The 15,985-nt window shown below is 55.2% G+C and carries 14 protein-coding genes; 7 read left to right on the top strand and 7 right to left on the bottom strand.

Features of this window, described 5'->3' with window-relative positions:
- The first annotated feature begins 29 nt into the window (after positions 1–29).
- The 7 genes from J7J49_RS01870 (at position 30) to J7J49_RS01840 (ending at position 8,501) form a co-directional block, all read left to right on the top strand.
- A complete protein-coding gene (locus tag J7J49_RS01870) occupies positions 30–1,229 on the top strand; it encodes an ABC transporter permease (RefSeq protein WP_215089791.1) in 1,200 nt (399 codons plus the stop codon).
- Positions 1,226–2,188 carry an ABC transporter ATP-binding protein gene (locus J7J49_RS01865; protein WP_215089789.1) on the top strand — a complete coding sequence of 321 codons (963 nt, stop codon included), beginning with the start codon at positions 1,226–1,228 and terminating at the stop codon, positions 2,186–2,188. Before J7J49_RS01870 ends, J7J49_RS01865 begins: the two co-directional genes overlap by 4 nt.
- Positions 2,169–2,954, top strand: a complete 786-nt coding sequence (locus J7J49_RS01860; RefSeq protein ID WP_215089787.1) for an ABC transporter permease — start codon at positions 2,169–2,171, stop codon at positions 2,952–2,954. Before J7J49_RS01865 ends, J7J49_RS01860 begins: the two co-directional genes overlap by 20 nt.
- A gap of 196 nt (positions 2,955–3,150) precedes the next feature.
- Positions 3,151–4,353, top strand: coding sequence for a thiamine pyrophosphate-dependent dehydrogenase E1 component subunit alpha (locus J7J49_RS01855; RefSeq protein ID WP_215089843.1), 1,203 nt, complete (start codon positions 3,151–3,153; stop codon positions 4,351–4,353).
- 1 nt (position 4,354) lies between these two features.
- Complete coding sequence (locus J7J49_RS01850; RefSeq protein ID WP_215089785.1) at positions 4,355–5,332, top strand: alpha-ketoacid dehydrogenase subunit beta; 978 nt, start codon at positions 4,355–4,357, stop codon at positions 5,330–5,332.
- 38 nt (positions 5,333–5,370) lie between these two features.
- Positions 5,371–6,612 carry a 2-oxo acid dehydrogenase subunit E2 gene (locus J7J49_RS01845; protein ID WP_215089783.1) on the top strand — a complete coding sequence of 414 codons (1,242 nt, stop codon included), beginning with the start codon at positions 5,371–5,373 and terminating at the stop codon, positions 6,610–6,612.
- A 41-nt stretch (positions 6,613–6,653) separates the two neighbouring features.
- The gene (locus tag J7J49_RS01840; protein ID WP_215089842.1) at positions 6,654–8,501 is read left to right on the top strand and encodes a protein kinase domain-containing protein; all 1,848 of its coding nucleotides are present in this window, start codon (positions 6,654–6,656) and stop codon (positions 8,499–8,501) included.
- Positions 8,502–8,508: 7 nt separating this feature from the next.
- Here J7J49_RS01840 and J7J49_RS01835 read toward each other — a convergent pair whose 3' ends face one another.
- The 7 genes from J7J49_RS01835 to J7J49_RS01805 form a co-directional block, all read right to left on the bottom strand.
- On the bottom strand, positions 8,509–9,126 hold the full coding sequence (locus J7J49_RS01835; protein ID WP_215089781.1) for an ABC-type transport auxiliary lipoprotein family protein: 618 nt from the start codon (positions 9,124–9,126) through the stop codon (positions 8,509–8,511).
- Positions 9,123–10,064: an MlaD family protein gene (locus J7J49_RS01830; RefSeq protein WP_215089779.1), complete on the bottom strand. Its 942-nt coding sequence runs from the start codon at positions 10,062–10,064 to the stop codon at positions 9,123–9,125. Before J7J49_RS01830 ends, J7J49_RS01835 begins: the two co-directional genes overlap by 4 nt.
- Before the next feature lie 6 nt (positions 10,065–10,070).
- On the bottom strand, positions 10,071–10,898 hold the full coding sequence (locus tag J7J49_RS01825; protein ID WP_064233729.1) for an ABC transporter ATP-binding protein: 828 nt from the start codon (positions 10,896–10,898) through the stop codon (positions 10,071–10,073).
- Entirely contained in the window at positions 10,895–12,013 is a 1,119-nt protein-coding gene (locus J7J49_RS01820) for an MlaE family ABC transporter permease (protein ID WP_215089777.1), read from the bottom strand. Before J7J49_RS01820 ends, J7J49_RS01825 begins: the two co-directional genes overlap by 4 nt.
- A gap of 93 nt (positions 12,014–12,106) precedes the next feature.
- Positions 12,107–12,928 carry an IclR family transcriptional regulator gene (locus J7J49_RS01815; RefSeq protein ID WP_064233724.1) on the bottom strand — a complete coding sequence of 274 codons (822 nt, stop codon included), beginning with the start codon at positions 12,926–12,928 and terminating at the stop codon, positions 12,107–12,109.
- A 103-nt stretch (positions 12,929–13,031) separates the two neighbouring features.
- The gene (locus tag J7J49_RS01810) at positions 13,032–14,240 is read right to left on the bottom strand and encodes a 3-oxoadipyl-CoA thiolase (protein WP_215089775.1); all 1,209 of its coding nucleotides are present in this window, start codon (positions 14,238–14,240) and stop codon (positions 13,032–13,034) included.
- Between the two features lie 30 nt (positions 14,241–14,270).
- Positions 14,271–15,794, bottom strand: coding sequence for a 3-hydroxyacyl-CoA dehydrogenase (locus J7J49_RS01805; protein ID WP_215089773.1), 1,524 nt, complete (start codon positions 15,792–15,794; stop codon positions 14,271–14,273).
- Between the last annotated feature and the right edge of the window lie 191 nt (positions 15,795–15,985).

Raw genomic sequence — 15,985 nt, 5'->3', positions numbered from 1 at the left:
TTAACGCTAATGCTCGGGATAACTAATTAATGTCGTTAATGGATGCACTGCCTACCCCGCGTCTTCGTTGGGAGGGGCGGCACCCTAACATTGTGCTCGTTAGCTTTAGCTGTATCATGCTGGCCGCATTTTGGGCTTTTGACGTGGTTAGCATGGCCCCCAATCGGATTGTGTTGGGCACGGGGCATGGCGCACTGGAGGCTTTTGGCTGGCCCGGCGCGCTATTGGTGACCCTGCTACTTTCTTGCATCGGTATTCTCGCTTGGCAACCGAGCCATCGCCACTACCGGGCACTACTCGCGGCGGTAGTGGTCATACTGGCGCTGATGCCGGTGGGGTTGATGGCGAGCAGCTACTTATTGATTGATCCTGAGCTGCCTCAGGCGCGTCTAGGCTTAGGCGCGGCGTATTGGGTCGTGCTTTTTGTACTGCTGCTGTGCTTAGTAGAACTACGTTTGCGTTTAAACCTTGCGCGAATATGGCCCACGCTGTTGCTATGTGGTGTCGCGCTGGTGTGGTGGCTATGCGCGGCTTTTGGACTTGGGACACTCGCGCTCGTTCAAGAGTTTAGAGCGCGTGATCAACAATTTCTGAACGCCGTCGTCCAGCACATTAAGCTGGTAGGCCTCGCCGTTAGCGTCAGTATTGTGCTTGGGATGGCGCTCGCCATGTTGATGCGCCGCTATGCCCGGCTACAAAAAGGTACTTTTGCGCTACTCAATTTTCTCCAGACGATTCCCAGCCTGGCGCTATTCGGACTACTACTGGCGCCGCTGGCCTGGCTTGCCGCCAACGTGCCTGGGTTAGGCCAACTTGGCGTTAGCGGTATTGGCACAACGCCTGCCTTAATCGCATTGATCGCCTACAGTCTGCTACCCATTGTACGCAATACCTATACTGCGCTTGAACAAGTGAGTCCCGATACCCTCGAAGCCGCCAAAGGAATGGGCATGCGCGCCGGACAGCGGTTTTGGCAGGTACGCTTGCCGCTGGCGTTGCCGGTGCTGTTGGAAGGGGTGCGGATTACCACTGTCCAGGCGATTGGGCTCACCGCTGTTGCCGCCCTGATCGGTGCAGGCGGGCTGGGCACCTTTATTTTTCAAGGCTTAGGTCAGGCCGCCATGGATATGGTGTTACTTGGCGCACTGCCGATTTTAATGCTGGCTCTGGTGGTGGATGCGGGCTTAGGTGCCTTGGCAGAAGCGCTGCGCCCCGGAGGAATAAGATGATTGAGCTGTCCCATGTATCCAAGCGGTTTGGAGATGAAACCGCGGTGGACGATATTTCTCTAAGGGTGCCGAAGGGTAAATTCTGCGCCTTGGTGGGTACCTCGGGCTGTGGTAAATCGACCACGCTACGCATGATAAATCGCTTAATTGAGCACAGTGAAGGCGACATCATCCTTGATGGGCAGGCGATTGACGCCTATGACCCGGTGAAGCTGCGCCGTCGCATTGGCTATGTGATTCAACACACCGGGCTTTTTCCTCACTGGAACGTTGCGCGCAACATTGGCCTGGTGCCGCGGTTATTGAAGTGGTCAGCAGCCGATGTCCAGTCGCGGGTGGCGGAGTTAATGCATTTACTGGGTTTGCCGGTTGATGAGTTAGCGCATAAATATCCCCATCAGCTTTCCGGCGGGCAGGCGCAGCGGGTGGGGGTCGCGCGTGCCTTGGCGGCAGACCCGGATATTCTGTTGATGGATGAACCCTTCGGTGCGCTTGATCCTATCACCCGTGAAAAGCTGCAGGATGAGCTGGCCAAGATACAGGCGCGGTTGCACAAAACCGTGGTATTTGTGACCCACGATATGGATGAAGCGCTTAAGCTGGCGGATCACTTAGTCGTGATGCGTGAAGGTCGAATCGTGCAGCAAGGTTCCCCGCTGGCGCTCCTACAAAACCCCGCCGACCCGTTTGTCGAGTCCCTGTTGGGTGGTCTGGAAAGGGGGCTTAAACAAGCGGCGTTAACTCGGGTGAAAGATCACATGACCTCCATGGGGCCTACCTTGCCAGCGCATTCGCGCATCTCTGGGGTATTCTCACTGCGTCAGGCGCTCTCGATGATGCTGCGCGACCATACCGACCGGCTGACCGTCGTCGACCAGCACGATGTGCCGGTCGGCGAGCTGTCGTTGCGTAGAATTATCAAGGAGGCTCAACTGGATAATGGAAACCCCCGTGAGTAACTCCCTAAGCGTTGCCCAGCCCCACAAAAAAGCCCCGCAATGGCTGTGGCCATTGCTGTGGGGTGCGTTGCTACTGATTAGCATTATGGGCATGTCTGCTGCTGAACCGCTGTTTCGCTGGATAGAGCCCGAAGCACGCCACGTTATTTACGACCGCGCCGAGTTTTATGTTCTGCTAGGCCGTCATCTTTTCGTGGTCGGTATCGCCGCGGTCGTGACCATTATTGTGGGCGTAGCCGCTGGCATAGCGGTTACCCGCAGGTGGGGCAGTGATTTTCTACCGCTTGTGGCCCAACTGGCATCGCTGGGACAAACGTTTCCGCCAGTGGCTGTTTTAGCGCTGGCGGTACCCGTGCTGGGTTTTGGCACCTTACCTATTATTGTCGCCTTAATGCTCTACGGGCTACTGCCCATCGTGCGCAATACCCTTGCCGGTCTGCAGGGAGTGGAGGGCGATATTAAAATGGCTGCCCATGCCATGGGCATGACGCCAGCGCAAATCCTACGCCAAGTCGAACTGCCGCTGGCAGCACCGGTCATTTTTGCGGGCATCCGTACGTCGGTGACGATTAATATTGCTACCGCAGCGCTCGGCGCGACCGTAGGCGCCAGTAACCTCGGCGACCCGATTATCTCCGGCATCGTCAATGGCAATATGGCCTATGTGGTTCAGGGGGCGCTGTCCATTGCACTGTTGGCTGTGACGATCGATAGCCTGTTTGAACTGCTGCAGCGTCAACTACATTCGCGTATCTCTGATTGCTAATCTTCGTGTTTTAACGTCTTCGTGTTTTAACGTCTCTGCGTCTTAAGTAGCATCCCTAAAGTCCTTGTGTTGCGTTATTGTCCTATGCGTTGTGGTAGCTAGATGTTGCGTTGGCTTATGACAGATAAATCCACTGGCATAAACGGTCAATACCAACAACACTGCCCTCAAAAGGGGTAAAACAAGGACAATAATGATGACACAGTACGTACACCAGCCGGACTTCATGACCGGCGATGAATTTTCGATTCCCACCTTTAGCCTGCTTAACCCCGAAGGTGAACTGCATAGCGGCGCCGTTGAGCCTAAGCTTGAACGTGATCACGCCAGACGTATCTATCAGGCGATGCTGGCCACGCGTATTCTTGATGAACGCATGATGGCGGCTCAGCGCCAGGGGCGGTTGAGCTTTTACATGCAGTGTACCGGCGAAGAAGCCGCTGTGGTGGGCGCCACCGCCGCGCTTAATGACGCCGATATGATTATGGCGCAGTACCGCGAGCAGGGCGCTTTGATGTATCGCGGCTTCTCCATCGACGAATTTATGAATCAGCTGTTTGGCAACGAGCTCGACTACGGCAAAGGCCGCCAAATGCCGATCCACTATGGGTCGCGTAAGCTGCACTACATGACCATCTCGTCTCCCTTGGCTACCCAAATTCCCCAGGCGACCGGGTATGCCTATGGGCAAAAGCTCGCAGGTCAAGGCCACTGCACGTTAACCTTTTTTGGTGAAGGCGCGGCCTCCGAGGGTGATTTTCACGCCGCGCTGAATATGGCCTCGGTACACCAAGTGCCGGTGATTTTTTTCTGCCGTAACAATGGCTACGCCATTTCTACACCCTCTTCCGAGCAGTTTGCAGCGGATGGTATCGCCCCGCGCGCCTTTGGCTACCATATGCACGTGATTCGGGTAGACGGTAACGACGTACTGGCAGTCTATGAAGCGACCCGCCAGGCACGCAAAATTGCCGTTGAGCAAAATCAGCCGGTATTGATTGAGGCCATGAGCTATCGCCTTGCCGCGCACTCATCTTCCGACGATCCTTCTGGCTATCGTTCGAAAGATGAGGAGGAGGTGTGGCGCGCGAAAGATCCACTGCTGCGGCTGCAAAAATGGTTGTTGAAAAAGCAGTGGTGGAGCGAAGAGGAGGAGGCGTCCCAGCAGGAAACCCTCCGTCGTGAAGTACTGGAAACCATGAAACGGGCTGAAAAACGTTCTTCACCGCCGCTTGATAGCCTGATCAGCGATGTGTATGCCGATATCACCCCCGCGCTGCAGCGCCAATTCGATCAGTTAAAACGTCATATACGTCGCTACCCCGAGGCTTATCCCCGTGGTGCAAAGTCGTTGGACTTGGATGTAGGTACCGACACTGATTCCCAGGGAGAGGCGTAACATGGCCACAATGAATATGCTCCAGGCGATCAATAACGCGCTGGATATCGCCATGGCAGAGGATGAAAAAGTTATCTGCTTCGGGGAAGACGTGGGTATTTTTGGTGGCGTATTTCGGGCCACCAGTCACTTGCAAGAGAAGTACGGCAAAGCGCGCTGTTTTAATACACCGCTGGTTGAGCAGGGCATTATCGGTTTTGCCAATGGCTTGGCGGCGCAAGGTTCGGTGCCCGTGGCTGAGATTCAATTCGCCGACTATATCTTTCCGGCCTTTGACCAAATCGTTAATGAAACCGCCAAATTTCGCTATCGCTCCGGGGATCTGTTTAATGTCGGTGGGCTGACTATTCGTACCCCATACGGTGGCGGTATTGCTGGCGGCCTTTATCACTCCCAATCCCCAGAGGCCTATTTTACCCATACGCCGGGCCTGAAAGTTGTAGTGCCACGCAACCCCTATCAGGCCAAAGGGCTGCTGCTCGCCGCTATTCGCGACCCGGATCCGGTGCTGTTTCTGGAGCCCAAACGCCTCTACCGCGCTGCGGTAGGCGAGGTGCCCGAAGAGGATTACCAGCTCCCCATTGGTGAAGCTGAAATCACCAAAGAGGGCACGGATATCACCGTGGTGGGATGGGGCGCCCAGATGGAGGTGATCGACAAAGCGGTTGAGTTAGCCGAAGAGCAGGGCATTGCCTGTGAAGTGATCGACCTGCGCTCGCTGCTGCCCTGGGATGCGGATACGGTGGCTGAGTCGGTGCTGAAAACCGGTCGGCTGGTGGTGAGCCATGAAGCCCCCTTAACCGGCGGCTTTGCCGGTGAAATTGCGGCCACTATTCAAGAGCGTTGTTTTCTCTACCTGGAATCGCCCATTGCCCGGGTGACGGGGCTGGATACGCCTTTTCCGTTGGTGCTGGAAAAAGAGTATCTGCCTGATCACCTGAAGATTTTTGAAGCGATTCGCGAAAGCGTCAACTTTTAGAGGCTATTAATGCCTAAGTTCGTATGGGGAGAAAAACAATGAGCGATTTTTTACTGCCGGATATTGGCGAAGGCATTGTCGAGTGCGAAGTAGTCGAGTGGCGCGTCGCTGAGGGCGATCACATTGAAGAAGACCAGCCTATCGTTGAAGTCATGACCGACAAGGCGCTAGTCGAGATTACCGCACCTGAAACCGGTGTTGTGACCAAGCTGTATGTGGCCCAGGGGCAAATTGCCAAAGTGCATGCGCCGCTTTATGCCTACCGGGTAGAGGGGGAGAGCCAGGCCGCGTCAGAAGCTGAAGAATCGGCTGCCAGTGAAAAGCCGAATGAGAGGGAGGCAGAACTGCCCACCGCTAAAGACACTGCGGATGCTGGCCTAATATATGACAAGGTTCCCGCCAGCCCCGCCGTTAGGCGCCTAGTGCGTGAACACTCTTTGCAGCTCACGGAGATCGCGGGTAGTGGTAAAGATGGTCGGGTGCTGAAAGAGGATGTGCTAACGCATCTTGATCAAGCTTCGCAAGCAACGATTCCATCCAGCCAAGCAGCGAATAAACGCCAAGCCGAAGACAGCGCGCCCAGGGTAGAACCACTGCGCGGCATACGCGCGGTGATGGCCAAACGCATGGTGGAAGCGGCGAGCACGATTCCCCATTTCCACTATGGCGAAGAGATCGACGTGACCGCACTGCTGGCGCTGCGGGAACGCCTAAAGCCATTGGCCGAGGCCCAGGGCGAGCGGCTGACGCTTATGCCGTTCTTTATGAAAGCCATGGCATTAGCGGTAGCGAAAGAGCCTATCGTTAACGCCCAGCTAAATGCGGCGGGCAATGAACTGCTCTACTACCCACAGTGTAATATTGGCATGGCGGTGGATAGCAAAGCGGGCTTGATGGTGCCCAATGTTAAAAACGTTGAGCGCTTAACGCTGCTAGAGATTGCCCGAGAGGTCGGGCGATTAACCACGTTGGCACGGGAAGGGCGAGTTGATCAGGCGGATCTGAAAGGCGGCACCATCAGCATTTCTAATATTGGCGCGCTGGGCGGTACCTACGCTGCGCCGATCATTAATGCCCCGGAAGCGGCCATTGTGGCGATTGGTAAAACCCAGTGGCTGCCACGCTTTGATGAACAAGGTGCTGTGCAGAGGCGCGCTATCATGACGATCACCTGGGCGGGCGATCATCGCTTTATCGACGGCGGCACCATCGCACGCTTTTGCAATACCTGGAAAGGCTTTCTAGAGGCGCCGGACAGCATGCTGCTCCATTTGGCATAGCCCTTGAAAAAGCCCTTGAAAAAGCCCTTGGAAACTAAATGATCTCTCAGGCGCCGCTTCAGCAGTTCTATATACCCGAAGAGCAGTCGGTCTACCTGCTGAGTCATCACGATGCCCGCAAGCTGAAAGACTGGGTGGCGCTGTGTCAGGCGCAGCTCACCCAGTTGGGTTATCAAGGCATCGAGTTAATTGGCAAGGGCGCTTACGGCTTTGTATTTGCCGGAAGCACCGTCCACCATGGCGCTACCGCCCACTACGTGTTTAAGTTCTCGCGCATTACCCTACCTACCCATTTACAGGAGCGCCTCGAAGAGGAGGCGTTTATGCTCGATCAGGTATCGCACCCGCGCATACCTGGCCTGATCGCCTACCAGCGCTCCCGGGGCCAATCCATTTTAGTCATGGAGCGTGCTCCCGGCTGGAATTTAGAGCAGGTATCGCTTAAGCAGGGGCGCTTATCGCCTCGGCTAATCGTGCGTATCGCCGCCCAGCTGGCTGATATTCTGGCCGCTCTTAGGCGTGAGTCGGGGCCCCAGGCTCGTCCAGTCGTGCATGGTGATATCAAGCCTTCAAACTTAGTGTATGACAGCGAACACGAATCTATTGCGCTAATCGACTGGGGCTCATCGGTATTTGCTCAGCTAGATGCGCAGTTGCAGTTTGTGGGCGCCAATGTGATGGAGCTGATGTCCGATAATCTGCAGCAGACCAATGCCCGCCTGGGCGATGTTTATTTTATCGGCGAAGAGCAGTTAAACGGTGCACTGTCGTCGCCGCGATTTGATGAGCAGGGGGCCGCGGGTACCTTATATGCGCTGGCGTCGGCGCAGTCCTGCCGCTTTGGTCATCGCGCCATACCTGCCACGTCACTGGGCCTGCCTATGGAGTTCGCCCGCACCTTGGATGGCATGCTTGATCCAGACCCTCAGATAAGGCGCAGAGCGGGTGACTACTTCGTCAAGGCCATGCCACGTATGGCCAGGGTAGTGATGATTGATTTGCCTTCTGGGGTACAAGTGCCCTTAGTGCCGGTCTGGGGGCGACCTGCTGAGCAGGAGATTGATACAGTCGTATATAGCTCACGCAAAGCCTTTCTGCGTGAGGCGAATGTCCAGGAAACCCTGAATGACGTCAATGACGTGCAGTTAGACCGCTACTACAAGCAGTTTATGCAGGGGATGGGGGAAACCGAAAAAGCCTTTTTGGCGTCGGTAAGCCGACTGGGGAAATATCCGGTGGTGGGCGGCCTGGCGGTTCGCTGGGAGCGGGAAGGGGTATATATTGACTCGTCGTTAAACTTGCACGACCCGGCGCTCAAGCCTGCCTTTATCGAGGCGGTTAATAATATGGTGCACCTGGCCCGGGCGATTCATCGCCAAGGGGTATTTAAAAGCTGCCTGTTTAATGCCCGCCAAACACTGCACTTAGAGCGTGCTTCAGTGGATGACGCCTTTGTCAGCGAGCCGAATATGGCGATCAGCTATGAGCTAAGCGCGGTGCCGGAGCTTGAGGATCGCACCCGCCAACACAGCTATTTTGAAGATGGGCCCGACCCTGAAGAGCTGTTGGTGCTGCCTGAATCGATAATGCATGTGCTGCAGCAGCTCAATGATATTCACCACACCGGTATGATCATTTTTGAAGCGTTACCCCAGCATCTTAAAATTCATAGCTATTACCGTTTACTTGATCCTGCCAAGGAGCATGCATTTCGCACGCTGTTGGCGAGTATTCTGGCCTCGGTAAACCAAATTGAAGGCTTGGGCGTCTCCGGCTTTATGAAAATGCCCTATAAAGATACGCGCTACTTTACCCACCTGGAAAAACAGCCAGAGCGCTATTACCCCCGCGACCCGCGGGAGTATGCGAAAAAATTAACTAACCAATAGAGTGGTTTTAGCGCTCTATCACATCAGTCTGCTGCGCTAACCAGGCTGCTAGTTGCTCGGTCAGCTCGTCACTAGCGCTGCCAAATGCATCCACCACATCGGTAATATCGACGCTTTTCGCTTGCGCGCTAGTGCTGAAATTGTTGGCCGCAAGTGGCATTCGGTTTTGAGGGCTGACCAGTTGAACATCCAGCTGTACCTTAACCGTGGGCGGATTGGTCACATAATCGCTTTGGAAATGGCGCAGTTCACTGAGCAGCAGCAGATCGTGCGGCAAGCGGTCACTACCTACACCGGCAAATAGCTGGCTCTGCTGTATCCCTGCAATCAAACGCGCTTTGATGAGATTGGGGGCATCTTCATGCCAGCGGGCACCCTCGTACACATTGACCACATTACGCTCGGGGTATACCACAATCCGGTTGCTATGGAGCAGATGCCCTGCTTCTGGGTTGGCAATACCCAAGCGCTGGCTGGTGCTATTAGAAGTGATAACCGCAGATGGCAAGTCGCTCGCAGGCAAACGGTAAAGCGTGGCTGGTTCGCTTTCGGGGAGTATCGAACAACCAGCACTGAATAGCAGTGCAGCACTGATTAGAATAATGAAGGCGGGGCGAAAACTCATGGGCGGAACTCCTCTACCTGATCACGGCCGAGGAAAAAGTCTGTTGGGCTCTCCTCTAGCTGACGGGTGATACGATCCAGTGTTGCGAGCGTGGAGCGCAGGGACGCGAGCGCCGGGGCAATATCTTGCGCACCCTTTAAGCTGCCTTCGATGGCCCCAGCGTTAGTCTCCACTAACTGCTCGATGCGCTGTGCCGCACGTGCCACATCGCTGCTCGCATCGGCAGCGCGCTGCATCACTATTTGGCCATCCTGACGCAGCAACTGCGTTGCTTCCTGGCTAAGTGCATCGATGCTGCTAAGCGTAGTCGTGGCCTGGCGAGTCGCCTCGCCGAAAAGCGCCATATTTTGGTCTAGAGCATCCTGCTGGATAGCAATCATTTCAGTGATCTGAGCAATATTGGTTAAAATACTGCCTGCCTGTTCACGGTTATTTTCATCAAACAGTTCGTTAACGTTTTGCAGAATTGAATTGATGTTTTCGATCATATCTTCGCCCTCATCAAACAGCGTGGCGATGGGCGAAGGATCTGCGTTTATAAACGGCGCTTCGGTATCGGATTGGTCAATGAGTAGTGGGGCTTCAGGGGTACCCCCGTGGAGCTGAACGGACATGCTCCCGGTGATGCTAGCAAAGGCGAGCTTTGCTCGGGTGTCTGTTTTAATTGGCGCGTCATCGTAGACGCGAATATTGGCAATCACTTGCCGAGGATCGTCAGGATTGAGGTTGAGCTCGGTGACGTCCCCCACCTCAATACCGTTATATTGCACACGGCTGCCGACAGATAAACCGCTAACGCTGCGCTCAAATAGAATACGGTAAGGCTGATAGCTACGTTCGCCTGCTGCATAGCTCATCCATAGCGCAAACAGCAGTGCCGCAGCGGCGGTGCCCAGCGTGAATAAACCGATTAACACGTGATGCGCGCGGGTTTCCATCTAACCTCACTCCTGTCTGTAAGCATTCGTTGAAGAGGCAGTATTAGCACTTTGCGCGGCTCGACCACGCGGCCCGTGAAAGTAATCTTGAACCCATTCATCATTGGTTTCCGCAACCTTGTCGATGGTATCCACCACCAACACATGCTGCTGCGAGAGTACGGCTACCCGGTCGCAGGCGGCGTAAAGTGTATCCAGGTCGTGGGTGACCAGAAAAACGCTGAAACCCAGCGCATCGCGAAGCGTGACCAGCAACTGATCGAAGGCTGCTGCGCCGATCGGGTCAAGTCCCGCCGTGGGTTCATCAAGAAATAGAATGTCGGGATCAAGGGCTAAAGCCCGGGCTAGCGCCGCGCGTTTAACCATGCCGCCAGATAGCGATTCAGGAAACTGCAGCGCAGCCTGAGGTGGTAAACCGACCAGCGAAAGCTTTATTCTGGCCAGATGTTCAGCATCTTCGCGGGGTAGCTTGGCATGCTCAATCAGCGTTAAGGCAATATTTTCTTGCAGGTTCAGCGAACTAAACAGGGCTCCGCGCTGAAACAGCACACCAAAACGCCGCTCTATTTGACTGCGCTGTTTGTCGTTTAGCTCATTAAGCGTATGGCCAAGTACCTCGACCGTGCCGCCATTGGGGCGCTTCAAACCAACGATACTGCGCAAAAGCACTGATTTACCGGTACCTGAACCACCTACAACGCCGAGAATTTCCCCGCGGTTAAGGGTTAGATCCAAATTGTCGTGAACGACAACGGAGCCGAAACGGTTAATCAGTCCCCTCACCTTAATGACCGGTTGAGTGGTTTGCTTGATTGGTTTATCTGAATCGCTCACCAGCCCATCTCCATAAAGAACAGCGCGGCGACCGCATCGATCAGAATCACCATAAAAATCGACTGAACGACGCTTGACGTGGTGTGTTCTCCCACCGACTGCGCACTGCCGCTGACCTTAAAACCTTCAAGACAACCAATAACGGCGATCACAAAGGCAAACACCGGTGCTTTGCTAAGTCCTACCAAAAAATGCGTCACCGACACGTCTTTTTGCAGCGTGATCATAAACTGGGTAAGTGAAATATCCAGTGACAGGGAAGTGACCATAGCGCCACCGGCCAAGCCGCTGAGCATCCCCACAAAGGCGAGCATGGGCAGGCTAATTAACATCGCCATTACCCGTGGAAGCACCAAAAGCTCGATAGGGTCTAGCCCTTGAGCCTGGAGGGCATCGATCTCTTCGTTGGATTTCATGGCGCCAATTTGAGCGGTAAAGGCGCTGGCGGTTCGCCCCGCTAATAGAATCGCGGCCAGCAGAACGCCGAACTCGCGTAAGAATGAGAACGCTACAAGATCTATGGTATAAATCGTCGCGCCAAAGTCTTGCAACACAGTGGCCCCAAGGAAGGCGACGACGGCACCCACCATAAAGGTAAGAAGGGCGACGATAGGTACCGCATTAAGGCCGCTCTGCTGAATGTGGGCGACAGTGGCCGTTAAGCGCCAGCGGCGAGGCCGCAATGCCAGATAGAAGAGGGTAGCAATGACCAAGCCAATAAACGCAAGCAGTTGGCGCTGTTGAGACCAAAGCCCCACCATTTGCAGACCAACGCTGGCAAGTGCTTGATTAATCCTTGAGTGGGAGGGTTGAGCTACGTCGAGCGGCGCGTTCATGGCCTCAGCAATGCGGATCAGTAACGCTTGCTGCTCTTTCGGCAGTTCTGCTGCCCATTCGGCGACCGATGTGGCTTTTTCAACACCAATCAGTTCAATAATCAGTACGGCACCCGCTGTATCTAGCCGAGTGATCGCGTCTAAGGAAACAGTTTCATGTGTTACTTGGCCAATATCACTCTGGGCAAGCGCTGATTTAATATCGCGATAATGGGCAAGCGTCCACTCGCCGTGCAGCGCTACTGTTTGATCGTGACGCGCTATCCATTCGCTTGGCATCCTAGCTCCTTGGCGCTCTTGGTATCGATGCGCTTGTTAAGCAGCCTATGATGCATTCAAACGGGCGTTAGTTAAAGACCTCCTAGGTCTAAGCTATTGAGCAGAATGGCTCCTGGGTGCCAACTCTTGCTTAATCTGGTTAGCAACGTCTTTGAGCCTTGGGCCTAGATTGTTGACCAAGCGGTCATGATCCAAACGTAGGCTGGAGCCACCGCAGTTGATGGCCATGACCTCGGCGCCATCTTCCAAAATTAGTGGCATGGCTACCGCACTAATATCGCGCTGCCAATCCTGTTCTGAAAGGCAAAAACCATACTGCGCATAGTCTTTAAGGCTCTGTTGAATGCCCGCTTCATATTGAGGCCAGTCGTCACCGTACTCACTGGCCAATTCCTGAAGCACCTGCTGACGCCGCTCATCGGACAAGCCGCATAGCCAGGCGCGACCAATGGCGGAGGTGACGATTGGTAGTCGTGAACCGGTGTCCAGGCGAATGATGAGTGGGCCATGGCCGTGACAAGTTTCAAGATAGACCATATCGCTGCGGTCAGCGCCGCCTAAACTAACGTTGCAGTCGGTGGCATCGGCGAATTTCTGCAGGTGCGGGCGGGCAATTTCACGAATGCCCATATTGGCGAGAAAGCGGTACCCCAACGCCAAAACGCCGGGGCCTAGGCGATACTTCTCTAAATGCGTGTTGTGCTGCAAATAGCCAAGCTGGGTAAGGGTGTAGGTCAACCGTGAGACAGTCGGGCGGGGGATATTGGTACGATTGGAGAGCTCGGCATTGCCTAAATACTCTTCACCCGTGCCAAAGGCGCGCAGCAATTCTAAACCGCGCGCTAGCGCGGTCACAAAGTTACGATCTTTTCCTGGCAACTGCGGGTCGTCAGCATCAGTGTCGGTGGGGTGCATTTAGTATCCCAACAGTAGGTGGCTTATAGCGCCTAGTATCGCATATCTACTTAGGCGCAGCTTTCATACCCATCAACGAAAAGGTGTTGATTATAAAACTATCTCATCCATCCAGACGCTCAATAATCGTGGCAATGCCCTGACCGACGCCGATGCACATGGTGACCAGCGCGTAGCGTCCACCGGTGGCTTCAAGCTGGCGTAGGGCAGTCAACGCTAAGCGTGCCCCTGAAGCTCCTAGTGGGTGGCCGATGGCAATTGCACCGCCGTTGGCATTCAAGCGCGGATCGTCGACAGAAAGCCCCAACTGCTGCACGCAGCCAAGCACCTGCACGGCAAACGCCTCGTTAATTTCGATCACGTCCATTTGCTCAAGGGCCAGCCCTGCGCGGGCAAGCGCCTTTTGCGAAGCGGGAACGGGCCCCAAGCCCATCACCCGTGGCGCAACGCCGGCAACGGCGCTGGCGACAATGCGTGCACGCGGCGTTAGACCCACACGCTCGCCCGCCGCCTTGGTGCCTACAATCAAGGCAGCGGCACCATCGTTAAGGCCTGAGGCGTTGCCTGCGGTCACCACGCCGCCCTCAAACAGTGCGCCTAACTTGGCCAGCTTATCTTCGGTGCTTTGCGGGCGTGGGTGCTCGTCTTTATCCACCAATAGCGGTGGCTGCTTGCGCCCTTGAGGAACCTCAACGCCAAACATCTCGCCGTCGTAGAAGCCGGTGGCAAGCGATTTCGCATAGCGTGCCTGGGAGCGGGCGGCAAACGCATCGCTGGCATCGCGGCCAATGTTGAGGTCGTGGGCAATGTTATCGGCGGTTTCCGGCATGCTGTGGCTGCCGTAATCTTTGGCAATCCAGGGGTTGGGGAAGCGTGAGCCGATCACCGTATCGTACATTGGTTGGTTACGAGCGAATGGGGTGTCTGCCTTGCCAAGTACATAGGGCGCACGGGACATAGACTCTACGCCACCGGCTAGAAATAGCTCGCCTTCGCCTAGCCGTGCTGCCCGGGCGGCGTCCATCATCGCCGCTAAGCCGCTGCCGCAGAGACGGTTGATGGTTTGCCCGGCGACTTCAATAGGAAGGCCTGCTAACAGCGCACCGTGGCGGGCCACGTTACGGGAGTCTTCGCCTGCCTGGTTGGTGCAGCCTGCTAACACCTCTTCATAGCTTTCTGGGGCGAAGGGGTTGCGGGCTACCAGCGCTTTAAGCGTTAAGCCCAACAGTTCATCAGGGCGGATAGCCGCCAAGCTGCCGCCGTGGCGGCCAAAAGGGGTGCGTAAACCGTCGTAAATATAGGCGTCTTGCATGATTGTTTTCCTGTTGTTGTTAAGTTGTTGTTAAGCAGTCGTTAGCGACATTTGCAGTGCAGCGCGGCGGCGTAGCCACGGGCTGGGGCGATAGCGCGGGTCACCGGTGGCCTCTAGCAGGTTATTGAGTATCTTCATGATGCGCGCGGCACCGTAGTGGTCGCCCGTGCGCAGCGGGCCGAAGGGGTATCCCAAACCCAGCTCAACTGCGCGGTCGATAGTCGCGGGAGTGGCAACACCTTGTTGGGCGATATCAGCACCGACATTGACGATGCAGGCAATAACGCGCTGAAGCACAAAGCCGTTGCTGTCCTGAAGCGCGCTCACCGGGGTGCCATCGTGATTGAGTAGGCTTTGCGCTGCCTGAATGAAAGTGCGCTGAGTTATCGGAGTGGCCATCAGGCTGCGGCGTTTATCTAGCCCAGCGAGCATATCTACAGCCACGCACTGTTTGGCGTCTAACCCCTGGCGCAGTGCGCAGCTGGTAGCGTCTTCGCCAAAAGGCGTTAGCAGGCAGAGCGCTTGCCCAGTGGGCTGTGTACAGCTCTCTAATGACCAGCCCGCCGTGCTGACCAATTCAGCGAGAGCTGCGGCGGATTCAGGGTCGTCTTGGCTGATCCACACCGGGCAAGCAGACACCGCAGAGATAGTCGGCTCATCCGGCATTTGTTGCTTGCCTTCCACATAACGGTAAAAGCCTTCACCAGTTTTACGCCCCAGCAAGCCTGCAGCCAAACGTTGCCGGGTCAGTGGGGATGGGCGAAAACGCGCCTCTTCATAATACTGGTGATAAACCGACTCCATCACGGCGTGGGAGACATCGAGCCCGGTCAGATCCAACAGGGTGAAGGGCCCCATTTTGAACCCGCCCTGATCAACCATAATGCGATCAATGGTGGCTGGGTCGGTAACGTTTTCACCTAAAATTCGCAGCGCTTCGGTGCCGAAGGCGCGCCCAGCGTGATTGACCAGGAATCCCGGCGTATCGGTGGCCTGAGCGGTAAAGTGGCCCATGGCTTGGCCTAAGGCACTGACCCGCTGGGTAACCTCATTGGCAGTAAGCAGCCCAGGAATTACCTCGGCAATCTTCATCAACGGCACGGGGTTAAAAAAGTGGAAACCAATCACTCGCTCAGGGTGTTGGCAAGTAGCGGCAATGGCGGTCACCGAAAGCGATGAGGTATTGGTCGCTAGCACCGTCTGCTGGCTGACGATCGCTTCTAAATCGCTAAACAGCCCTTGCTTAGCCTCAAGCTTCTCGATAATCGCTTCGACTACGATATCGCAAGGGGCGAGGGCGGCTAGCTCGCTCGCCTCGATCAACCGCTCACTATACTGCTGCGCCTGTTCCGCAGTAATTCGCTGCTTTTCAGAGCTGCGTTGCCACAGGCCGTTAATAAACGTTTTGGCTTCTGTTACAGCACCCTCCTTTACATCGAACAGAATGACCTTTAGGCCTGCCTGGGCAGCCAACTGAGCAATGCCACGACCCATGGCGCCAGTGCCGACAATGCCAAGCGTAGTGAAGGGGGAAGGTGTTGATTCGCTAGCCATACGCCAAATCCTCTCTGCAAGTGAGTGCTTTATAGATTTTGATTCTGCATTGCAGAATGGTGTTTCAATTATTGACTGCCATCCTAGGCTATGCAAAAGTGCCTGACAAGAATAGTGGACAATAGTTTTGCTGTGCAAAATGTGTGCATTGTCCAGGCTAGCGCTACCTCATAATGATAAAACGCTAACGA

Origin of the sequence: Halomonas sp. ISL-56 (assembly GCF_018612805.1) — a bacterium.
Taxonomy (GTDB): Bacteria; Pseudomonadota; Gammaproteobacteria; order Pseudomonadales; family Halomonadaceae; genus Vreelandella.
This window is presented reverse-complemented; position numbering and strand designations above follow the sequence as displayed.

Excerpts from the sequence above, each read along its gene's own strand:
- J7J49_RS01815 (WP_064233724.1), bottom strand. The coding sequence starts at position 12,928 with ATGCACCCCACCGACACTGATGCTGACGACCCGCAGTTGCCAGGAAAA.
- J7J49_RS01865 (WP_215089789.1), top strand. The coding sequence starts at position 1,226 with ATGATTGAGCTGTCCCATGTATCCAAGCGGTTTGGAGATGAAACCGCG.
- J7J49_RS01845 (WP_215089783.1), top strand. The coding sequence starts at position 5,371 with ATGAGCGATTTTTTACTGCCGGATATTGGCGAAGGCATTGTCGAGTGC.
- J7J49_RS01830 (WP_215089779.1), bottom strand. The coding sequence starts at position 10,064 with ATGGAAACCCGCGCGCATCACGTGTTAATCGGTTTATTCACGCTGGGC.
- J7J49_RS01810 (WP_215089775.1), bottom strand. The coding sequence starts at position 14,240 with ATGCAAGACGCCTATATTTACGACGGTTTACGCACCCCTTTTGGCCGC.
- J7J49_RS01805 (WP_215089773.1), bottom strand. The coding sequence starts at position 15,794 with ATGGCTAGCGAATCAACACCTTCCCCCTTCACTACGCTTGGCATTGTC.
- J7J49_RS01835 (WP_215089781.1), bottom strand. The coding sequence starts at position 9,126 with ATGAGTTTTCGCCCCGCCTTCATTATTCTAATCAGTGCTGCACTGCTA.
- J7J49_RS01850 (WP_215089785.1), top strand. The coding sequence starts at position 4,355 with ATGGCCACAATGAATATGCTCCAGGCGATCAATAACGCGCTGGATATC.
- J7J49_RS01870 (WP_215089791.1), top strand. The coding sequence starts at position 30 with ATGTCGTTAATGGATGCACTGCCTACCCCGCGTCTTCGTTGGGAGGGG.
- J7J49_RS01820 (WP_215089777.1), bottom strand. The coding sequence starts at position 12,013 with ATGCCAAGCGAATGGATAGCGCGTCACGATCAAACAGTAGCGCTGCAC.
- J7J49_RS01860 (WP_215089787.1), top strand. The coding sequence starts at position 2,169 with ATGGAAACCCCCGTGAGTAACTCCCTAAGCGTTGCCCAGCCCCACAAA.
- J7J49_RS01855 (WP_215089843.1), top strand. The coding sequence starts at position 3,151 with ATGACACAGTACGTACACCAGCCGGACTTCATGACCGGCGATGAATTT.